At 70.1% G+C, this 21,648-nt stretch carries 7 protein-coding genes; 4 read left to right on the top strand and 3 right to left on the bottom strand.

Features of this window, described 5'->3' with window-relative positions; translation table 11 throughout:
* Nucleotides 1-25: 25 nt before the first annotated feature.
* The 3 genes from K8625_RS20880 to K8625_RS20870 all read left to right on the top strand — a co-directional run bounded on the left by K8625_RS20880 (nt 26) and on the right by K8625_RS20870 (nt 1,895).
* Nucleotides 26-364 carry a hypothetical protein gene (locus K8625_RS20880; protein WP_223747354.1) on the top strand — a complete coding sequence of 113 codons (339 nt, stop codon included), beginning with the start codon at nt 26-28 and terminating at the stop codon, nt 362-364.
* Complete coding sequence (gene tmk, locus K8625_RS20875; RefSeq protein WP_223747355.1) at nt 361-1,017, top strand: dTMP kinase; 657 nt, start codon at nt 361-363, stop codon at nt 1,015-1,017. Before K8625_RS20880 ends, tmk begins: the two co-directional genes overlap by 4 nt.
* Nucleotides 1,018-1,157: 140 nt before the next feature.
* The gene (locus K8625_RS20870; protein WP_223783689.1) at nt 1,158-1,895 is read left to right on the top strand and encodes a molybdopterin-binding protein; all 738 of its coding nucleotides are present in this window, start codon (nt 1,158-1,160) and stop codon (nt 1,893-1,895) included.
* 25 nt (nt 1,896-1,920) lie between these two features.
* Here the strand turns inward: K8625_RS20870 and K8625_RS20865 are convergent, their stop codons facing one another.
* Nucleotides 1,921-6,993, bottom strand: a complete 5,073-nt coding sequence (locus tag K8625_RS20865) for an Adventurous gliding motility protein K (RefSeq protein ID WP_223783688.1) — start codon at nt 6,991-6,993, stop codon at nt 1,921-1,923.
* Between the two features lie 260 nt (nt 6,994-7,253).
* Here K8625_RS20865 and K8625_RS20860 point away from each other — a divergent pair, with 260 nt between their 5' ends.
* On the top strand, nt 7,254-8,120 hold the full coding sequence (locus K8625_RS20860; RefSeq protein WP_223783687.1) for a DNA alkylation repair protein: 867 nt from the start codon (nt 7,254-7,256) through the stop codon (nt 8,118-8,120).
* A gap of 39 nt (nt 8,121-8,159) precedes the next feature.
* Here the strand turns inward: K8625_RS20860 and K8625_RS20855 are convergent, their stop codons facing one another.
* A complete protein-coding gene (locus K8625_RS20855) occupies nt 8,160-9,464 on the bottom strand; it encodes a hypothetical protein (RefSeq protein ID WP_223783686.1) in 1,305 nt (434 codons plus the stop codon).
* Nucleotides 9,465-9,495: 31 nt separating this feature from the next.
* Entirely contained in the window at nt 9,496-21,522 is a 12,027-nt protein-coding gene (locus K8625_RS20850; protein ID WP_223783685.1) for a non-ribosomal peptide synthetase, read from the bottom strand.
* Nucleotides 21,523-21,648 lie beyond the last annotated feature (126 nt).

Here is a 21,648-nt window from a genome sequence, read left to right as displayed (position 1 = left end):
CTGCTGTAGGGTGCCCGGTTCCGAGATGAGCGCCAACACCCAGGACTTGAGGACGCGGCTCGACCAGCTCCAGGAGAGCCTGTCCGTCCGCCAGAGCACCACCCACTTCGCCCACACCGGGGTCGCCACCATGGTGGCCCTCATGTTCGGTGGGGCGGCGGGCAAGCTGTTCTACGACTCCCTGCGCACCCCGCTGCTGGCCTGGGGCGTGGCCCTGCTGGCCGTGGTGCTGCTGGGGTACGCCTTCCGCCGCTACGTGCTGGGACGCCGGGTGCTGGCGGACGAGCTCCAGCGCTACCAGACGATGCTGGAGCTGCGCAGCCAGCTCCGGCTGGACGAGCCCTCCGCGCTGCTGCCCCAGTGAGCGGGGCGCGCAAGGTCTCCCGTCGGGGCCGGTTCATCGTCCTGGAGGGACTGGACGGCGCCGGCACCACCACGCAGGCGGAGCGGCTGGCGGCCGCGCTGCGGGCGGAGGGGCATGGAGTGCTCACCACGCGTGAGCCCTCGGACGGGCCGGTGGGCACGCTGATTCGCCAGGCCCTCACGGGCCGCCTGGGCCTGCCCCAGGGCGCGGGGCCCCTGACGCCCCAGACGCTGGCGCTGCTGTTCGCGGCGGACCGCACGGACCACCTGGCGGCGCGCGTGTTGCCCGCGCTGGAGGAGGGCAAGCTCGTGCTGTGTGACAGGTACGTGCTGTCCTCGCTGGCCTACCAGGGGGCGTCCCTGCCCATGGGCTGGGTGGAGCAGGTGAACGATTACGCCGTGTCGCCGGACCTGACGCTGTTCGTGGGCGTGGCGCCGGAAGTCGCCGCGAAGCGACGGGCGGCGCGGGGTGGGGCGGCGGAGCTGTTCGAGGCGGACGAGGCGCAGCGGCGCATCGCGAAGCAGTACCTGGCCGCCATCCGCCGCCGCGCGAAGAAGGAGCGCATCGTCCACATCGACGGTGAGCAGGGCATCGAGGCGGTGACGCAGGCCTCGCTGGTCCAGATTCGCAAGCTGCTCGGACGCAAGCGCTAAAGGGGGCCTGCAGCCCCCCGTGGTCGGGTGCGCCCCAGCCCCGAGGGGCGGGGCCGAGCCCTTTGAATTCGGACATCGCGGACAGTCCCCCCGACTCGCGCCACGGAAATCCGAGCCGTTGCGGTAGAGTCCGCCGCTCCATGGAGCGCACGGGCGCGGCGGCGATCATCATCGGCAACGAGGTCCTGACGGCGAAGGTCCAGGACCAGAACGGTCCGCACCTCATCAAGAGGCTGCGCGAGGTGGGCATCCCCCTGCGTTCGGTGGAGACCATCCTGGACGACGTGGACGCCATCGTGGACGCGATGAACCGGGCGCGGCAGCGCGCGCGCTACGTGTTCACCAGCGGCGGCATCGGCCCCACCCACGACGACGTCACGGTGCGCGCGGTGGCGATGGCGCTGGGCAGGTCCGTGGTGCGCCTGCCGGAGATGGTGTCGCTCATCGAGGCGCGCGCGCCCGAGGGCAAGGTGACTCCGGAGGGCATGCGCCTGGCCGACGCGCCCGAGGGCGCCGTGCTGCTGCCCCAGGCGGGCACGTGGTACCCGGTGCTCACCGTCGGTGACGTCTACCTGCTGCCCGGCGTGCCGCAGCTCTTCCGGATGCAGCTGGAGACGGTGCTCGCGCGCCTGAGCGGCAGTCCCGTGGTGCTCCAGAACCTGTTCCTGCGCCTGGGCGAGAGTGAAATCGCCGCCGTGTTGGACCACGTGGCGCTGAACATGCCGCACGTGGCCATCGGCTCGTATCCGGAGTTCGACCCGGCCAAGGACTACCGGGTGAAGATCACCGTCGAGGCCGGCGAGCGAGGCCCGGTGGAGGAGGCCGTCGCGCGCATCATCGGCGGCCTGCCCGACGGCGCGGTGCTGCGGCGGGAGTGACGAAGCCTCCCGCCGCGACCGGCGACTACAGCGACAGCCCCAGCCGCTGGCGCAGCCGGAAGAAGTCGTCGGTGAAGGACCAGGACACCAGGGTGCGCAGCCGCTCCCCCTCGCGCACGGCCTGGATCACGGGCTCGGCCGAGTCCAGCTTCGCGCCCGCGAAGTTCGGGTCCTCGCGCAGCACCATGCCCAGGCCCACGGACACGTCACCCGCCATCAGCAGGCCCGCGCGGTCCGCCGAGTAGTCCAGCGCGTCCAGCCACGGCGCCAGCTCCAGCTTCTGCACGTCGCCCAGCGACATCGCGGGGCCCTCCAGCGCCTTGATGGCCTTGCGGGAGAACGCCTTGCGCAGCTGCTTCACCGCCTCGTCGTTGCGCCGGCCCAGCGCGGAGAAGTTCTGCGCGTGGATGCGGATGGCGTTGCCGAACAGGTCCGCCGTCTCGCCCTGCGACAGCTTCTCCAGCACGGCCGCCTTGTTGAGCAGGCCCAGCGCCGCGCGGCCCAGCAGGAACTTCTGCTCGCGCGCGTTGAAGCGGCGCACCACGTCCTGACCGATGCACACCGACATGGGCTCGGTCGTCTCCAGCACCGTGAGCCCGCGCCGCGCCTGGTACGCGTCGAACTCCTCGACGCCGAACACCTGCGCCACCGCGCGCACGGCCTTGTACACCGCGCTGTCCGGCTTGAGCTTGTCCGTCTTCGGGTTGACGCCGACGATGTCGAAGCTCGGCGGGTAGACCTTCTCCAACTGGTCACCCATCGCCCGCAGCACCTCCAGCAGCGGGCCACGGACGCCCGGGTGCAGCAGCACCGTGTCCACGTCCGTCGACGTCAGCGCCTCGCGAGCCTCCTGCGCCAGCCGCGCGCGGCCCTCCGTGTAGAAGGCCAGCTCCACCTCGTTCGTCGAGCGCAGGAACTGGAGCACCGACGCCACGCAGAACGCCTTGTCCAACTGCTTGAGGCCCTCCCACAGCTTGAACAGCGCGTGCAGGCTGTCCACCCGCGTCGGGTCCTGGCGGAGGATCTGCTTGTGCTCCTCGATGGCCATCGGCACGGACGACGTGTCGCGCGCGTACAGGCCGGCCAGCGCGAAGCGGGCCGTGAGGTTCGTGCCATCCGCGTCCACCACCTGGCGGTACAGCCCGGTGGCGCGGGCGGGCTCGGACAGGGCGCCCGCGTACAGCTCCGCCACCCGCACCCGCAGGGCGCTCGCGCGGCGTGGGTCCGTGGACGCCGAGGCCTGGGCCTCCAGGAGCTGCGCCAGCTCCGGCAGGTTCCTCGCGCGCTCGTACAGCGTCACCAGCTTGTCGATGAGCGTGGTGTCGCCGGGCGACAGCTCCAGCGCGCGGCGGTACAGCGGCGTGGCCGCGGCCGCGTCACCCAGGCCCTCGTCGTACGTGCGCGCCAGCTCCAGCGTGAAGCGCGCGCGGGCGTCCGCAGGCAGCTCCTGCTGCAACAGCTTGTGCAGGCAGTCCACCGCGCCCGCGTAGTTGCGCGCCTGCGTGTGCAGCGTGGCCAGCCGCTCCAGCGCCTCCTGGTGCCGGGGCTGCGAGGCGAGCACCGTCATCAGATACGCGATGGCGCGCGTCGCGTCGTTCAGGTGCGTCTGGTACAGCGTGCCCAAGGTCAGGTGGAAGGGCGCGAGCGTGCGCACGTCTCCGCCCAGCTGCACGCGCTGGGTCAGCATGGCGGCGGCCTCCGCGTACTGCTGGGCCTCCAGCAGCAGGGCGGCGCGCAGCTCCAGCGCCTCGATGTGGCCCGGCTGCGCCGACAGCGCCTTCTCCAGCAGCGCCACCGCGCGCGGCTTGTCTCCCAGCGCCCCGTGGTGCAGCCGCGCCGCGCTCACGAAGCCCGTGGCCGCGGCGACGTGGTCCTTCTGCGCCAGCTTCGCCTCGGCGCGCCGCTCGTGCAGCGCGGCCAGGTCCGCCGAGCCGCCCCGGTGCGCCAGCAGCTCCTCCAGCCCCGCCTGCGCCGCCGGGTGCAGCGGGTCTCTCTCCAGCGCCTGCTTGTAGAGCGCCGCCGCGCCGTCCGTGTCCTTCTGGATGAGCGACGCCAGCCGCGCCGCGCCGATGAACGCGTCGATGGCGCCGCGCGGGTCCTTGCTCAGTCGCGCCTCGGCCTCCAGCGCCGAGCGCGCCTCGGCCGCGTCTCCGCGCCGCATCGCCACGCGCCGCGTCCCCTGCAGCGCCGGGATGCACTGCGGCTGCAGCTCCAGCGCCTGCTTGTAGAGCGCCGCCGCGCGCTCCAGGTCCCCGAAGCGCGTCTCCGCGAGCTCGGCGGTGCGCAGCAGCATCTCCAGCGCCTCGTCCGCGTCGCGCGCGTGCGCCAGCCGCAGCGTGTACAGCCGGGCCAGGCCCGACACGTCCCCCGCCAGCTTGAGCGAGCGCTCCAGCGCGAACGCGAGCCGCGCGTCACCCGGGTCCGCCTCGAAGGCGCGCTTGTACGCCTCCAGCGTGCCCTCCGCGGGGCCCTTGTCCAGGTCCACCACGGCGGACAGCCGCAGCGCGGTGGCCAGGCGCGGATCATTCACCCGCTCGGCGATGCGCTGACGCAATTCCGCGCGGCGCGGCCGGTCCGACGCGCGGATGCGCTCCAGCAGGGTAAGGGCGGTGAGGTTGCCCGCGTCCAGGCCCAGCACGGCCTCGCAGCACAGCGCCGCGCGCGAGGGCTCCTGGAAGCGGTCCAGGTACAGCCGCGCCAGCTTCAGGTACGCCGTCACCTTGGCCGCGGGCGTGTTCCCCACCTGCGTCTCGCGGTCCAGGATGGCGACCAGCTCCTTCACGTTGTCCTGCGCCAGGAACAGCCGCTCCAGCGCGCGCAGCGTGGCGGCGTGCCCCGGCGTCAGCCGCAGCACCTCCTGGTAGGTCTCGATGGCCAGGTCCGGGCGGCGCAGCGCGTCCTCCCAGATGACCGCGGCCTGGAACAGCGCGTTGGCGCGCTCCAGCGGGTCCGTGCGGTTGGCGGCCTCCTCTCGCAGCATCGCGACCAGGCTCTCCCACGCGCCCTGGGCGCGGTAGATGCGGGCCAGCGCCCGCAGCGCGGGGAAGTAGCTGGGCGCCAGCATCAGCGCCTCCTGGTACGAGGCGATGGCGTCGTCCTCGCGGGACAGGCGCTGCTCGTACAGCTCACCAATCTTGTAGATGAGCGCGGCGGCCTGCTCCGTGGACTGCGAGCTCTCCGACTCCGCCCGGTACATGTCCACCAGCTTCTCCCAGCGGCCGTCCTGGGCGTACAGCCGGCCCAGGGCCTTGAGCGCGGGGAGGTACGACGGCGACAGCGCCAGCACGCGCTCGTACGCGGTGATGGCGCCCGCGCGGTCCTTCAGGTTCTCGTCGAGAATCTCGGCGTTGCGGTGGAGCAGCGACAGCACCTGCTTGGTGTCGCCCGCGAGCGACGCCTCCAGGTCGTGCGTCTCCAGCAGCTCCCGGAAGCGCTGCGCGCGCTCGTACAGCCGCGCCAGGTTGCGGATGGTGGGCAGGTGGTCCGACGCCAGGTCGAGGATGCGCTTCATGCACTCGATGGCGTGGTCCAGGTCTCCCAGCCGGTCCTCGTACACCCCGGCCATCTTGTTGAGCGTGGTGATGAGCTGATCCCGGTCCGACGTCTGGAGCAGGTCCTGCTCGAACATCGCCACCAGCTCCGCGAAGCGGCCCTGGCGCTCGTAGAGGCGGGTGAGGGCCTTCTGCGCGGGCAGGTAACCGGGTTGCAGCTGGAGGCAGGAGTTGTAGCGGGAGATGGCGTCCTCCTGCCGTCCCAGCCGCTCCTCGAGAATCTCCGCGGCCTTGTACATGCGCGCGGCCTTCTGCTTGGCGTCCTCGGCGGCGGCGACCTCCGCGTCGAAGACGGAGACCAGCCCCTCCCAGTTCTGCATCCGGTAGTAGAGCTTGCCCAGGCCCGCGAGCGCCGCCGCGTGACCGGGGATGCGCGCGACGATGGCCTGATAGCGCGCCGCCGCGTCGGCCTCGCGCTTGAGGACCTCCTCGTACAGCGCGGCCAGCCGCAGGTTGGTGGCCACCAGCTCGCTCTCGTCGTTGAGCGACCCCACGCGCGCGAGCAGCACGTCCGCCAGCTCCTCGAAGCGGCCCTGCGTCTCGTAGATGCCGGCCAGCTCGCTGAGGATGAGCGGGTCATTGGGCGCCGCGTGGCGGCCGTCCAGGAGCGCCGCCAGGGCCTCGCCCTTCTGGCCCAGGCGCTCGTGCACCTTGGCGATCTGCAGGTAGGCCGGCGCGGCCTGGGGCCCCAGCAGGGAGGCCTCCGCCGTGAGCGCCTCCAGCAGCTCCTCGGTGCGGCCCTCGCGCTCGGCGGCGCGCTTGAGCGCGGCGAGCAGCAGCGGGTCCGCGCGGTCCAGGGCGAAGGCCTCGCGCAGGAGCGACGCGGCGGGCTCGCGCTGCTTGAGGCGCTCCTCGAGCAGCAGGCCCGCGGACGTCAGGTAGTGCGCGCGCAGCGACGGCTGCTGCATGGTGGCGGCCAGCAGCCGGTAGACCTCCACCAGCGCGGCGGCGTCATTGCGCGCGGCGTAGACGGACTCGAGCTGCGTGAGGACCACCACGTCGGTGGGGCGGCGCTCCAGGCACTGGCGCAGGCACGCGGCGGACTCCTCGTCGCGGGACAGGCGCTCCTGGAGGACGATGCCCTTCTCGAACAGGAGCGCGGCCTGGTGGCGCGCGTCGTCGGTGGCGGCCAGCTCCGCGTCGAGCAGCTGGATGACCATCTGCCAGTTGCCCACGTCCGCGAAGAGCCGGCGCGCGGCGCGGATGTTGACCAGGTAGCGCGGCGCGAGCTTGTACGCGTTCTGGAACGCGACGGCCGCGTTGCGCGGATTCTTGAGCGGCTCCTCCCAGAGCAGGCCGACCTCGTGGAAGAGCTGCGCGGCGGTGGTGGCGTCCGTCGCGCTGAGCGTCCGGGCCTCGCGCTCGAGCGAGGCGATGCGCTCGCGGGCCTCGTCCTCCATGCTGGGCGTGGGCGCCGCCTGGGGCGCGGCCTGGACGGACTGCGTGAGCACTTCCGTGGCGGAGGGGCCCGTCTTGCCAGACACGACGGCGGACGGAGGAGGGGCGGCCGTGACAGGGGGTCGCGGGATGTCGTTGCGCTCGCTCATGAAAGGCCGGCTCCGGGGGCCAGGGATGATGAGGGGAGAATGGCCGGGAGCGGTCGTAACACGCGCTTGCCCGGTCCCTCAACTTCCCGACTTTCCAGGCGATTTGGGTGTCCGGATACCCGGGGAGCAGCCGTGCGCCTGCTCGGGAATCCGGGGGGAGGCGGGGGTGACACGCCCACGAACCGGCCAGGCGATGGAACCGCCGCGGCGTTGTGGTGGAGTTCGTGGTGAGCAGGGGTTCCCACGAAGGAGAGACACAGGTGCCGACCCAGATGACGCGGTCCCAGGTGATGAAGGCGCTCGAGGCGGCCGGCGACCCGAGGGTGCGAGAGCGCTATGTGCGCGACGGCGCCGGAGAGAACGTGTTCGGCGTCTTGATGGGGAAGGTTCGCGCGCTCGCCGGCCAGGTGGGGCAGGACCACGCGCTGGGCCTGGAGCTCTGGGCCACGGGGAACCACGAGGCCCGCCTCCTCGCCTGCATGCTGCTGGACCCGGAGGCCCTCACGGAGAAGGCGGCCCGCGAGCTGGTCGAGCCGCTCACCCTGCCGCTCCTGGTGGACGAGCTGGTGGGCCGGGTGCTCGTGAAGGCGCCGGTCGCCGAGGCCCTGGAGAAGCGCTGGCGAGACGGCGATCAGGAACTGCCGCGCCGCGCCGGCTGGAAGCTCCTCGCCGGACGGATTCCGGCGGGACTGGCGAAGGACCTCGATGTCGGGGCGACGCTCGCTCGCATCGAGAGGGAGCTTCCGGGCGCGCCGTACCGCGTGAAGGAGGGACTCAACCATTGCCTCGTGTGGATCGGCCTCCATCTGCCGGAGCACCGCGCCGAGGTCATCGCCATCGGTGAGCGGTTGGGGCGCTGGGACCCGAGGCCCATCCCGAAGGGCTGCACGTCCAGCTACGCGCCGGAGTGGATCGCCGCGGTCCTCGCGCTGCGCAAGGGCGAGAAGACCGAGGCGCGCAAGAAGATGGAGGCCGCGGCCGGGAAGAAGAAGCCCGCCCCGGCGCGTGAGAAGCCCTCGACGAAGAAGGCGGCACCCGCGAGCAGGAAGAGCGCGTCGAAGACGCCAGCTCCGGCGAGCCAGAAGCGCGCGCCGAAGAAGGTGGCGGCCCGGAAACGCGCGGGCTGAGCGGTGGGCGGAGCGAGGCTCCGCCGAACCGGACTGGCCCTACAGCAGCTCGCTCAGGTTGCTCTCCGCGATGCTCGTCAGCAGGGAGACGCGCTTGTGCAGCCACGACCCGAACGGCTGGATGCGGCCGACGGGCGTCTTCTTCGGCAGGTCGGTGATGCTCTCGTCGAACGCGACGATGGCCCGCTCCCCGGCGGCGTTCACGGAGCGGTTGTCGAAGGCGAAGGACCGGTCGACATGCCAGCCGCCATGGAAGGGCTGGAGGTCCTCCAGCGCCTCATTGCCCGAGGCCTCCACCAGATCGTTGATGTCGTAGACGTCGTCGGCGATCTCCATGCAGCTCCAGCCACCACCGGTGACGTTGCCGGCGTGGAAGCACGGCAGGTCCTCGTCGGCGTTCGCGGAGATGATCCACGTGATGGAGCCGTAGACGCGCAGGAAGTAATCCCAGCTCGACTCCTTCTTCCTGGGCTTGAGCGGCCTGGCCTTCAACCACTGCCCGATGCGCGGCTTGTGGAAGCGCACGAAGAACGACACATGTTCCTCGGCGGACGCGATGCGCTGCTTGTCCTTCTTCGCGTCGACCAGCTCCGCGATGAAGTGCCCCGAGGGGATTCGCTCATGGAGGTCCTTGAGCATCGCCACGGCGAGGTCCACGGCCTCGAAGGCGTCCTGGGGCTTCGGGAACTTCGTGCCCTTGGGCCGCGAGGGCTTCCTGGGCGCGCCCTTCACGGGCTTGGGCTCCGGATTGGGGTACTTCGCTTTCCAGAGCTCCTGGTTGTACTGCACGAAGCCCTCCTTCTCCTTCGCGCGGACGCGCTTCTCCGCGTAGGCGACGGCCGCCTCCCAGCTCTCGTGCGCCTTCTCCTGGCGATCCTCGAGCGTGTGGTTCCCATCGACATGGATGGACCAGTACTGCTTCCCACCCTTGAGGTACTGGCGCTCGAGCACCTTCTTCGAGTTCGGGTTCCAGGCGTTGCCGTCACGGAAGCCCAGCTTGCGGTAGCGAGCCAGCAGGTCCTCGACCTCGGAGGCGTCGACGAGCGCGACGTGGTGGTGCCCGTTCAACGTGCCACGGCGAACCTGGGCCTTGTCCCCGCGCACCGAGATATCGACGTAGAGGAGCCAGCCTCCCCGATACAACACGTGCCGCGCCGTCACGGGCGCGGAGAACTTCTCCGCCTTCGGGTCCCGCTTGTAGAGCCTCCCGGCGCTCGAGACGCGCAGCTCACCGCCCTCCGAGTAGAGCCAGAGCTCATCCTTCACATCGAGCTGCGGGTCCGAGTACCAGATGGCGTCACCGCCATTGAGCTCCTGGAGTCGCTTCCAATCAGGATCAGCCATGGATGGGTTCTCGCCCGGGGCCTGGAGGACGTCAATGCCTCGGGCATCCGCTCCCTGTTTGCCTGGAATCCTCGCGCTGCTCGAGTCGGCGCATGAGGTCATTCAGGTGTCGCGCCATCGTCGTGACGTGCGGCGGTTCGATCATCGTCTGGTGGTTTCCGGGGACGCCGATGAGCTCCAGCCCGCCGCGCACCAGCTCCTGCCATGGGCGCTCGGGATGGAGCGGATGGGGCGGGGTGTACTCCTGGGCGCGCAGATAGATGGCGCGGCCCTCGGTGGGGCCGGGCTCGTAGCTGAACAGCGCGCGCATGTGCGCCTTCCAGACGGAGAGGAAGATCTGCAGGTCCACCAGGGAGAACGACTCCGGCACCGTGGCGCCATCCCGCGCGCGACGCAGCACCTCGAGCATCTGTGCCTGCGGCTCCAGTCCGCGCAGCAAGGTGATGAGCGCGGGTGACGAGTCCCCGAAGATGGCCGCGAGCAGCTCCGCGTCATCCTCGAAGCGCGTGGGGAGCTGCCCCGGGCCCGGCGTGTCGAGGAAGACGAGCAGCTCGGGAGGGACGCCGAGCCGCCGCAGCCGCTGCGCCATCTCGTAGACGATGGTGCCGCCCATGGAGAGGCCCACCAGGTAGTAGGGCGGCTCGGGGCGCAGCTGGAGCAGCGCGTTCAGGTGGACGGAGGCGAGCTGCTCGACGGTCTGGAGGGGCTCGCATTCTCCGTTCACGCCGGGCGCCTGGAAGCCGTAGACGGAGCGCTCGGGACCGAGTGCCCGGACCAGCTCCTGATAGCAGAACACCGTGCCGCCAATCGGGTGCATGCACAGCAGCGGCGGCAGGCGGTCGTCACGTCCTCGTTGGAGGAGGACGACGCCGTCGGGCAGTGACGGCGCCTTCGTGGTGGAGGCCACGGGCGCGCGTTGCTCCTCGAGCCACGCGGCGAGCGCCGCCACCGTGGGGCTCTGGAAGAGGACCTGCAGCGGGACCTTGAAGCCGAAGCGCTCGGACAGCTTCGCGACGAGCTGCGCGGCGAGCAATGAGTGCCCACCCAGGTCGAAGAAGCTCGCCGTCACGTCGCGGACCTCGCGGCCCAGCACCTGCGCCCACAGCGCTGTGAGCGCTTCCTCGAGGGGCGAGCCCGGCGCCACGCGCGTCGAATCGTCGGCGGACGCGGTGGGACGAGGCAGGACGCGATGGTCGACCTTGCCATTGGCGGTGAGTGGCAGCGCGGGCAGCACCACGAAGTCCGAGGGGACCATGTGCGGTGGCAAGCAGCCCTGGAGGAAGTCGCGGAGCGCGCGAGGCGCCAGTTCCGGCTCACTCGCGACGTAGCCGACGAGGCGCCGGTCGCCGGGGATGTCCTCGCGGACGAGGGCGATGGCGTCACGGACTTCGGGATGGGCGCGCAGCGCGGCCTCGACTTCGCCCAGCTCGATGCGGAAGCCGCGCAGCTTCACCTGGTTGTCGGTCCGGCCGATGAAGTCCAGCGCGCCGTCATGGCGAAGCCGGACGAGGTCTCCGGTGCGGTACAGCCGCGCGCCGGGCGTCGTCGAGAACGGATGCGGGACGAAGCGCTCGGCGGTGAGGTCGGCTCTGTCCCAATAGCCCCACGCGAGCCCGTCGCCGCCGACATACAGCTCGCCCGTGACGCCCGTGGGCACGGGCCTCAGGTGGGCATCGAGGACGTAGGCGGTGCTGTTGGCGATGGGCCGCCCGATGGGAACGGAGTGTTCCTGCGGCGTGCTCACGGGGTGCCAGGAGCTGAACGTGGTGTTCTCCGTGGGACCGTAGACGTGGAGGAGCCTTTGAGGCGCGCCGGCGGAGAGGACCCGGTTGACGCACGCGAGGTCGGCGTTCTCCCCACCGAAGAGGAGGAAGCGCAGGTCGCAGAAGGCCGAGGGCTCCGTGCGTGCGACGAGGTTGAAGAGCGCGGTGGTGAGGAACAGCGCGGTGATGCGCTCCTCGCGCAGCCGGCGGGAGAGCATGGTCGGGTCGATGACGTCGTCCTTGTCCAGGATGACGAGCGTCGCGCCATTGAGCAGCGCGCCCCAGAGCTCGAAGGTGGAGGCGTCGAAGGCGATGGTGGCGGCCTGGCCGACGCGGTCGTCCGGTCCGAGCTGGACGTAGTCGGAGCCCAGGACGAGCCGGAGGACGGCGCGGTGGGGGATGCAGACCCCTTTGGGCCGGCCCGTGGAGCCCGAGGTGTACGTGACGTAGGCCAGGTCGTCCGGTCCGGTGTCGCGTGTGGGTCGGTCCGTCGCTTCCTCGTCGGTGAGGGAGAGGGCGTCGATGCACAGCGGTGCGGCGATGCCCTTCGGCACGCGGGACACGAGCGAGGTCTGCGTGACGATGCACTGGACCTGCGCGTCCCGGGCCATCAACTCCAGCCGTTCGGAGGGATAGTCCGGGTCGAGCGGCACGTAGGCACCACCGGCCTTGAGGATGGCGAGCAGCGTGACCACCAGCCGAGGCGAGCGGGGCAGGCACACGCCGACCCGAGGCAGTGCACGGATCACGCCCTGGGCACGAAGCAGGTGCGCGAGCTGGTTGGCCTGTCGTTCCAGCGCCGCGTACGTGAGCACCGTGGTGCCATGCTGGAGGGCGATGGCCTCGGGCCGTCGGGTGGCCTGGGCCTCGAACAGGTCGACGATGGAACGCTCAGCCGGGTAGTCGCGAGCGGTGTCGTTCCACTCGACGAGCCATTGCTGTCTCTCTTGTGCGGAGAGCAGGTCGAACGCGTGGATGGAGGCATGGGGATGCCGGACCACATGCTCCATCAGCGCGCGGAGATGCCGCGCCATGCGCTCGATGGTCGCGGGTGAGAACAGGGCCGTGGCGTACTCGAAGACGCCCACGAGCCCATCCGCGGACTCCTCCAGGGAGAGCGTGAGGTCGAACTTCGACGTCCCGGGATGCAGCTCCACCGCGTCCACCGTGAGGCCCGGGAGTTGAAGCTGACCGGTGGGCGCGTTCTGGAGAGCGAACATGACCTGGAGGAGAGGGCCATGAGAGAGGGAGCGCTCGACGCGGAGCTCATCGACGAGCTTCTCGAAGGGAAGCTCCTGGTGGGAGTAGGCGGAGAGGCAGACGTCGCGGGTGCGGAGGAGGACGTCGAGGAAGGAAGGGTTGCCGGAGAGGCGAGCGGGGAGGGGGAGCGTGTTGACGAAGAAGCCGATGAGGGATTCGAGCTGGGGGCGAGTGCGATTGGCGATGGGAGAGCCGACGAGGAAGTCGAGCTGGCCGGAGTAGCGGGAGAGGAGAACCTGGAAGGAGGAGAGGAGCGCCATGAAGAGGGAGGCGCCGTGGTGACGAGCGAGGGAGTCGAGAGAGGAGCGGAGGGAGAGGGGGAGGGAGAAGCGGTGGAGAGCGCCGTCGAAGCGCTGGAGGGAGGGGCGAGGGAAGTCGGTGGGCAGCGAGAGGAGGTGGGGGACGCCGTCGAGGAGACGAGTCCAGAAGGAGAGCTGGGAGGAGAGGAGGTCGCCGGAGAGGAGGGAGCGCTGCCAGGAGGAGAAGTCGGCGTACTGGAGGGAGAGGGGAGGCAGCGAGGGGGAGGAGAGCTCGCGGTAGAGGACGCCGAAGGACCAGCCGTCGGAGATGATGTGGTGGAGGTTGAGGAGGAGGACGTGGCGCTGGGGAGCCAGGCGGAAGAGGCGAGCGCGGAAGAGCGGACCCTTCTCGAGGTCGAACGGCGCCGCGGCTTCGAGTCGCACGCGTCGCGTGGCCTCCTCATCGGGCGATTCCAGGGCGGAGAGGTCGAATCGCTCCCAGGACAGCTGTGCTGATTCCTGGATGTGCTGGAGGGGAGCACCGTGGCCTGGGAAGGTCGTGCGAAGAGACTCGTGTCGGTCCACGAGGCGCTGGAGGCGCGCGCGGAGCGCCTCGGCATCGAGCTCGCCGTCCAGTCGGAGCGCGAAGGGCATGTTGTAGACGCCCTGTTGCTCGTGGAGCTGGCTGAGAAACCAGAGTCGCTCCTGCGCGAAGGAGAGCGGAGGCGCCGTGTCCCGAGTCCTCCGGGGAATGAGCCCGGCGTCTTGTACCGAGGGCGAGGTTCCGAGGAGCTTCTCCACGGCACGCGCGAACCGTTCGAGCGTCGGCGCCTCGAAGAGCAGCTTCACGGGAACGGTGACACCGAGCGATTCCCGCGCACGGGAGACGACCTGTGTGGCGAGCAGGGAGTGCCCGCCCAGCTCGAAGAAGTTCGCCGTGACACTGAGCTGTTCGAGCTGGAGGACCGAGGACCAGATGGCCGCCAACGCCACCTCCAGCCCGGTGCGAGGCGCCACGAAGTCCTCGACGGTGCCTCCCTCCGGGGCCGGGAGTGCGCGTCGGTCGACCTTGCCGTTCGGTGTCAGGGGTAGCGCATCGAGCACAACGAAGGCCGACGGCACCATGTGAGCCGGGAGCTGGCTCCGCAGGTGCTCACGAAGTGCTGTCGCGGTCGTGGAGGTCGCGGCGTAGGCCACGAGGCGTCTGTCTCCAGGAGAGTCCTCGCGGACGAGGACCGCGGCGTCGCGGACCTCGGGATGTGCACGCAGCGCGGCTTCAATCTCACCCAGCTCGATGCGGAAGCCGCGCAGCTTCACCTGGTTGTCGGCGCGGCCGACGAACTCCAGCTCACCGTCCTGGCGGAGTCGGACGAGGTCCCCGGTTCGATAGAGCCGAGCCCCTGGAACCGAGGAGTCCGGATGCGGAACGAAGCGCTCGGCGGTGAGGTCGGGTCTGTTCCAATAGCCCCACGCGAGCCCCTCGCCACCGACATGCAGCTCGCCGGTGACGCCCAGGGGAACGGGTTGCCCGTGGGCATCCAGGACGTAGGCCGTGCTGTTGGACACGGGGCGACCGATGGGAACCGCGTGCTCCTGTCGCTGACGCACCGGATACCAGGTGCTGTAGGTGCTGTTCTCCGTCGGGCCGTAGAAGTTTGCGAGCTGCCCGGGGGCGCCATGGGTGAGCACGTCGTTCACACAGGACGGGTCCGCGGCCTCTCCGCCGAACCCCAGCCATCGCAGACCCTTGAAGACTTCCGGCTGGGAGCGCGCGACGAGGTTGAACAGCGCGGTGGTGAGGAAGAGGGTGGTGATTCGCTCGTCCTGGAGGCGGCGGTTGAGCAGCACCGGGTCGAGGACCTCGTCCTTGTCCAGGATGACGAGCGTCGAGCCATTGAGCAGCGGAGCCCATACCTCGAAGGTGGAGGCATCGAAGGCGATGGTCGCGGCCTGTCCAACGCGGTCGTCAGGGCCGAGCCGGATGTGGTCGGCCTCGCGGACCATGCGCACCACGCCGCGATGGGGAATGCAGACGCCCTTGGGAAGGCCCGTGGAGCCCGAGGTGTAGATGATGTGCGCCAGGTCCTCTGACGTGCTCTCACGAGGAAGCGCGCTCTCATCGGACCTCGTCGGTTCCTCGGCAGGTGACTCGAGACTCAGCACCGTGATGTCCGAGGAGAACGTCGAGCGGAGCGCGTCGAGGCTCACGATGGCGACGACCCGAGCGTCACGGACCATGAAGTCGAGTCGCTCGGAGGGATAGTCCGGGTCGAGCGGCACGTAGGCGCCACCGGCCTTGAGGATGGCGAGCAGCGTGACGACCAGTTCGGGCGTGCGAGGCAGGCAGACGCCGACCTGAGGACGCGCACGGCTCACCCCCTGGCCACGCAGGCGTCGCGCGAGACGATTGGCGCGAGCGTCGAGTTCTCCATAGGTGAGGCTCGTCGACCCGTGCCGCACGGCGATGGCGTGGGGACGCAGGGACACCTGCTCCGCGAACAGGTCGATGATGGACGCACCGGCCGGGAAGGCGCGGGCCGTGTCATTCCACTCGACGAGCCACCGAGCGCGCTCCTTCGCGGAGAGCACGTCGAGAGAGTGGATGGGCGCGTGAGGGTTTCGCGCGACCTGCTCCATCAGGTTCTGGAGATGCTCGGCCATCCGCGCCACGGTGTCCGGCGAGAACAGCGCCGTGGCGTACTCGAAGACGCCGTTCAGTCCGTGCGGCGTCTCCTCGACGAAGAGCGTGAGGTCGAACTTCGACGTCCCGGGATGCAGCTCGAGGTGCTCGACCGTGACGCCCGGCAAGGTGGGCGGGACACCGGGCGCGTTCTGGAGAGCGAACATGACCTGAAGGAGAGGGCCATGAGAGAGGGAGCGCTCGACGCGGAGCTCATCGACGAGCTTCTCGAAGGGAAGCTCCTGGTGGGAGTAGGCGGAGAGGCAGACGTCGCGGGTGCGGAGGAGGACGTCGAGGAAGGAAGGGTTGCCGGAGAGGCGAGCGGGGAGGGGGAGCGTGTTGACGAAGAAGCCGATGAGGGATTCGAGCTGGGGGCGAGTGCGATTGGCGATGGGAGAGCCGACGAGGAAGTCGAGCTGGCCGGAGTAGCGGGAGAGGAGAACCTGGAAGGAGGAGAGGAGCGCCATGAAGAGGGAGGCGCCGTGGTGACGAGCGAGGGAGTCGAGAGAGGAGCGGAGGGAGAGGGGGAGGGAGAAGCGGTGGAGAGCGCCGTCGAAGCGCTGGAGGGAGGGGCGAGGGAAGTCGGTGGGCAGCGAGAGGAGGTGGGGGACGCCGTCGAGGAGACGAGTCCAGAAGGAGAGCTGGGAGGAGAGGAGGTCGCCGGAGAGGAGGGAGCGCTGCCAGGAGGAGAAGTCGGCGTACTGGAGGGAGAGGGGAGGCAGCGAGGGGGAGGAGAGCTCGCGGTAGAGGACGCCGAAGGACCAGCCGTCGGAGATGATGTGGTGGAGGTTGAGGAGGAGGACGTGGCGCTGGGGAGCCAGGCGGAAGAGGCGAGCGCGGAAGAGCGGACCCTTCTCGAGGTCGAACGGCGCCGCGGCCTCGCGTTGGAGGCACTCCTGGAGGTCGTCAGGAGACGAGGTCAGGTCGACGACCCGCCAGTCGAGCTCCATGTCGTCGGAGATGACCTGCGTGGGAGTGCTGCCCCCAGGAAAGCGCGTGCGCAGAGACTCGTGACGAAGGACGACGGCTCGAAGACGCTCACGTAGCGCAGGGACATCGAGCTCACCTTCGAGTCTCAGCCCGAAGGGCATGTTGTAGACGCCCTTCTGGTCATGGAGCTGGCTGAAGAACCAGAGTCGCTCTTGCGCGAACGACAGGGGCAGCGCCGAGTCCCGGCTCACCGTGGGAATGAGCGTGGACCCGGTGGGCTGGGGTTCGCCGAGGAGTTGCTCCAGCACGCGCGCCAGGGACTCGATGGTGGGTGACTCGAAGAGGGCTCGGACGGGGACGTGGACACCGAGCGTGTCCTGGATGCGCGAGACGACCTGGGTCGCGAGCAGTGAATGCCCACCGAGGTCGAAGAAGCTCGCGGTGACACTGACGCGCTCCAAGGACAGCACCGTGCTCCAGATGTCGACGAGTCGCGACTCCAGCTCCGTGCGAGGCGCGACGAAGTCCTCGGCGTCGAGCAGGCCGAGGATCGGAGGCGGAAGCGCGCGTCGGTCCACCTTCCCGTTGGGCGTCAGCGGAAGCGAGTCGAGGACGACGACCGTCGAGGGGACCATGTAGCTGGGGAGTCGGCGTCCCAGCTCCTCGCGAAGCCGGGTCCCCGCCACCTGCGTCACGGCATAGGCCACGAGGCGTCTGTCCCCCGGAGTGTCCTCCCGGACGAGGACGGCGGCGTCACGGACCTCGGGATGCGCACGCAGCGCGGCTTCAATCTCGCCCAGCTCGATGCGGAAGCCGCGCAGCTTCACCTGGTTGTCGGCGCGGCCGATGAACTCCAGCTCTCCATCCTGGCGGAGTCGGACGAGGTCTCCCGTGCGATAGAGCCGAGCCCCCGGCACCGAGGAGAACGGATGGGGAACGAAGCGCTCCGCGGTGAGGTCGGGCCTGTCCCAGTAACCCCACGCGAGGCCGTCACCACCGACATGCAGCTCACCGGTGACACCGACGGGGACGGGTTGCCCGTGGGCGTCCAGGACATAGGCCGTGCTGTTGGACACAGGTCGCCCGATGGGCACCGAGAGCTCCGAGGATGGCCGCGCCCGATACCACGTGCTGTAGGTGCTGTTCTCGGTGGGGCCATACCCGTTCACGAGCGCACCAGGGGCGCCATGCGTCAGCACGCTCTGGAGACACGTGGCATCCGCGGCCTCGCCACCGAAGATGATCCAGCGCAGGCCGGAGAACGCATCCGGGTGCACGCGCGCAGTGTGGTGGAAGATGGCGGTGGCCACGACGAGCGCGGAGATGCGCTCCTCCCTCAGCCGGCGAGCGAAGACCGAGGGCTGGATGAGCTCGTCCTTGTCGATGATGACCAGCGTGGCCCCGTTGAGCAGCGCGCCCCAGATCTCCAACGTGGAGAGGTCGAACGTCACGGTGGTGACCTGGGCCACCCGGTCGTCGGGCCCCAGGCGGACCTGGTCCGGGTCCAGCGCCATGCGCACGACGCCTCGATGTGGAATGCAGACGCCCTTGGGGCGCCCCGTGGAGCCCGAGGTGTAGATGATGTGGGCCAGGTCCTCCGCGGTGCTGTCGGTCGGCAGCGGCGTGGCCTCGGTGCACTCCAACGTGTCGAGCTTCACCGTGCGCCACGGACCCTCGGGCAGCCGCTCACTCAACGCGCCATGGGAGACGAGGGCCGTGAGGCGTGCGTCGTGGGCCATGAAGGCCAGCCGTTCGGTGGGGTGCTCCGGGTCGAGCGGGACGTAGGCCCCGCCCGCCTTGATGGTCGCCAGGAACGCGACGATGAGGTCCGCGGACCGGGGCAGGCACACGCCGACCTGCGGACTCCGACGGTCGACGCCTCGCGCGCGCAGCACCCGGGCGAGCGCATTGGCGCGGGCATCGAGCTGGGCATATGTCAGCTCGGACACTCCGTGCCGCACGGCCACGGCGTCGGGGTTGCGCGCCACCTGCGCGTCGAAGAGCGCTCCGAGCGGTGTCTGCGACGGGTACGCGCGCGTCGTGTCGTTCCACTCGACCAACCACCGTTGCTGCTCATCCTCGGAGAGCAACGAAGCCCGGGCGCAGGCATGTTCCGGCGCACGGACGAAGGTCTCGGCGAGCCGGACGAAGTGCTCCGCCATCCGCGCGACGGTGGGCTCGGAGAACAACGCGGTGGAGTACTCGAGGGTGCCTCGCCATCCGTTGGACGAGGGCTCCACCGAGAGGAAGAGCTCGAAGCGCGCCGTGCCGGTGTCCACCTCCAGCGGCGCGACCTGGACACCTGGAAGGCGAAGCTGTCCCCCCGGTGCGTTCTGGAGCGCGAACAGCACCTGGACCAGCGGGCTGCGTCCCGGCTCCCGTTCGACTTGGAGCTCGTCGACGAGCCGCTCGAAGGGATGCTCCTGATGTGCGTAGGCGCCGAGGCACGCGTCACGGGTGCGATGGAGGACGTCGCGGAAGGACGGGTTGCCGGAGAGGCGAGCGGGGAGGGGGAGCGTGTTGACGAAGAAGCCGATGAGCGATTCGAGCTGGGGCCGCGTGCGATTGGCGATGGGCGAGCCGACGAGGAACTCGAGCTGGCCGGAGTAACGGGAGAGGAGAACCTGGAAGGTAGCCAGCAAGGCCATGAAGAGCGTGGCGCCTTCATCCTGCGCGAGTCCTTCGAGGGCCTCGACCAGCGGCAGCGGAAGCGAGAAGCGGTGGAGCGCGCCCTCGATGCGTTGATGTGGCGGGCGAGGGAAATCGGTGGGCAGCGCGAGGACGTGAGGCACACCGTCCAGCAGTCGCTTCCAGAACGTCTGCCGCGTCGCGAGGGCCTCACCCGCGAGCCGCACCCGCTGCCACGATGAGTAGTCGGCGTACTGGATGGAGAGCGGAGGCAGCACCGGGGGCGTGCCCCCGACTCGCGCGGCGTACTCGGTGGACAGCTCCCGGAAGAGCACTCCGAAGGACCAACCGTCGGAGATGATGTGGTGCAGGTTGAGCAACAACAGGTGTCGCTGCTCGGCCCACGTCACGAGCATCGCTCGAAAGAGCGGACCTCGGGCCAGGTCGAAGGGTCGTTCCGCCTCCGCCTGCACCCGTCCTCGCGCCTCCTCCAGGGACGCAGCGGACCGCCGCTCCAATGTGATGGACCATGACTCCAGGACCACTTGCTCGGGCGCTCCTTCGCCGGGGAAGCACGTGCGCAGGGATTCGTGCCGGGCCACCAGGACCCGCAGGCTCTGCTCCAGCAGGGAGGCCTCGAGTGGCCCGTCCACCTGGAACGCCATCGGGAGCGAGTAGACCGCGCTGCCCGGCATCCATCGGTCGAGGAACCACAGTCGCTGCTGGGCGAACGAAGGGACTCGACGCTCGGCACCCACGGCACGTGGGATGAGGCCTTCATCCTCGTTGTCCGACGGAGCCTCCTCGAGGCCCGCGCACAGCTCGCGCAGGACGGGCTGGTCGAAGAGGGCACGCAGGGGGATGTGCCGCCGCGTCGCCTCGCGCATGCGGGTGACCGCCTGGGTCGCGAGCAGTGAGTGGCCTCCCAGGTCGAAGAAGTTCGCGGTGGCGCTCACCGCGTCCATCCCCAGCACCTCCGCCCAGATGCGCGCGACGGTCTGCTCGAGCCCTGTCTCCGGCGCGACGAGCTCCGAGGCCGCCTGGGGCGCGGGCAGCCGCGCGCGGTCCACCTTGCCATTGGGGGTGAGCGGCAGCGCCTCCATCACCACGATGGCGGATGGGACCATGTGCCCGGGGAGCTGGCGCTGGACGTGCTCCCGCAGCTCCGACGACGAAGCCCTCGCGACGACATACGCGACCAGCCGCCTGTCACCGGGCGAGTCCTCGCGAACGAACGCGAGCGCCTCCGTCACCCCCGTGTGCTGGCGCAGCGCGCTCTCCACCTCGCCCAGCTCGATGCGGAAGCCTCGCAGCTTCACCTGGTGGTCGCGTCGCCCGATGAACTCCACCGCGCCATCCGGACGCACACGGGCGAGGTCTCCCGTGCGGTACATGCGACCTCCAGGCGTGTGGCTCCATGGGTCCGGCAGGAAGCGCTCACCCGTCAGGTCCGCGCGCTGCCAGTAGCCCCACGCGAGCCCGCATCCTCCCGTGTACAGCTCTCCCACGTCTCCGTCTGGGACGGCGCGGAGCGACTCGTCCAGCACGTACATCCGGGTCCCCGAGATGGACCGGCCGATGGCCACGGCCGTGGAGTCCTCCTCCGCCAGCGCGCCTCGCATGGGGTGGAAGCTGGTGAAGGTCGTGTTCTCCGTGGGCCCGTAGAAGTTGACCAGGCGCACGTGGGGAAGCTGCGCCAGGGCCTTGCGCGCATGGGGCACGGAGAGGACCTCGCCTCCCGTGAGCAGCTCGCGCACCTTCGCCGTGCCGGGCAACCCCAGCTCCACCAGCTGGTGGAACAAGCCCGTGGTCATCCAGACAATCGTCACACCCTGCGCTTCGAGGAACGGCCCCAGCTCATCCAGTCCCGCGGCGCCCTGGGTGAACACCGCCAGCCGCGCCCCGTTGAGCAGCGACCCCCAGATTTCGAACGTCGACGCATCGAAGGCGACGGGCGCCAGCTGCAGCAGTACGTCCTGGGGCGTCACGTCGACATAGTTGGCCCCCAGCACCAACCGCAGCACTCCGCGATGCGGCACGCAGACGCCCTTGGGCCTGCCCGTGGAGCCCGAGGTGAAGACGACATACGCCAGGTCATCCGGGCACACGTCCCGCGCGGGAGGATGGTGGGGGAGCACGGCCAGCGCGTCGCCGAGGACATCCAGACACAGGCGCACGCCCTCCGAGGGCAGGCGCGGCAGCAGCGACGTGCGCGTGATGATGACCCGAACGTCCGCGTCCTGGGCCATGAGCGCCAGGCGCTCGGAGGGGTAGTCCGGGTCGAGCGGTACGTAGGCGCCACCGGCCTTGAGGATGGCCAGGAGCGAGACGAGCAGCTCCGCCGAGCGCGGCAGGCAGACGCCCACCCGGGGGTTCTCGCGTCCGACGCCCTCGGCGCGCAGCCGCCACGCGAGCTGATTGGCCCGCCGCTCCAGCTCCGCGTACGTCAGGCTCACGCCGTCACTGGTGAGCGCCAGCGACTGGGGCCGCAGGGCGACCTGGGCTTCGAAGGCCTCCGCGATGCTGGCCGGAGCGGAATCCTGCGGGAGGGTCGACAAGGAGGGGGCGTCGAGCATGTCAACGCGTCGCCCCCAGGAGATGAGAGACGGTGGCTGCCGCGTGCGACACGGCAGCCGATGGGACAGGGCGTCACGCGTGAGACATATCTAGGAGGCCTGGCCAGA

The sequence above is a fragment of the Myxococcus sp. AS-1-15 genome (assembly GCF_020037055.1).
In the GTDB taxonomy this organism is placed as follows: Bacteria; Myxococcota; Myxococcia; order Myxococcales; family Myxococcaceae; genus Myxococcus; species Myxococcus fulvus.
The sequence above is the reverse complement of the archived record's forward strand: the minus strand, read 5'-3'. Positions and strand labels throughout refer to the sequence as shown.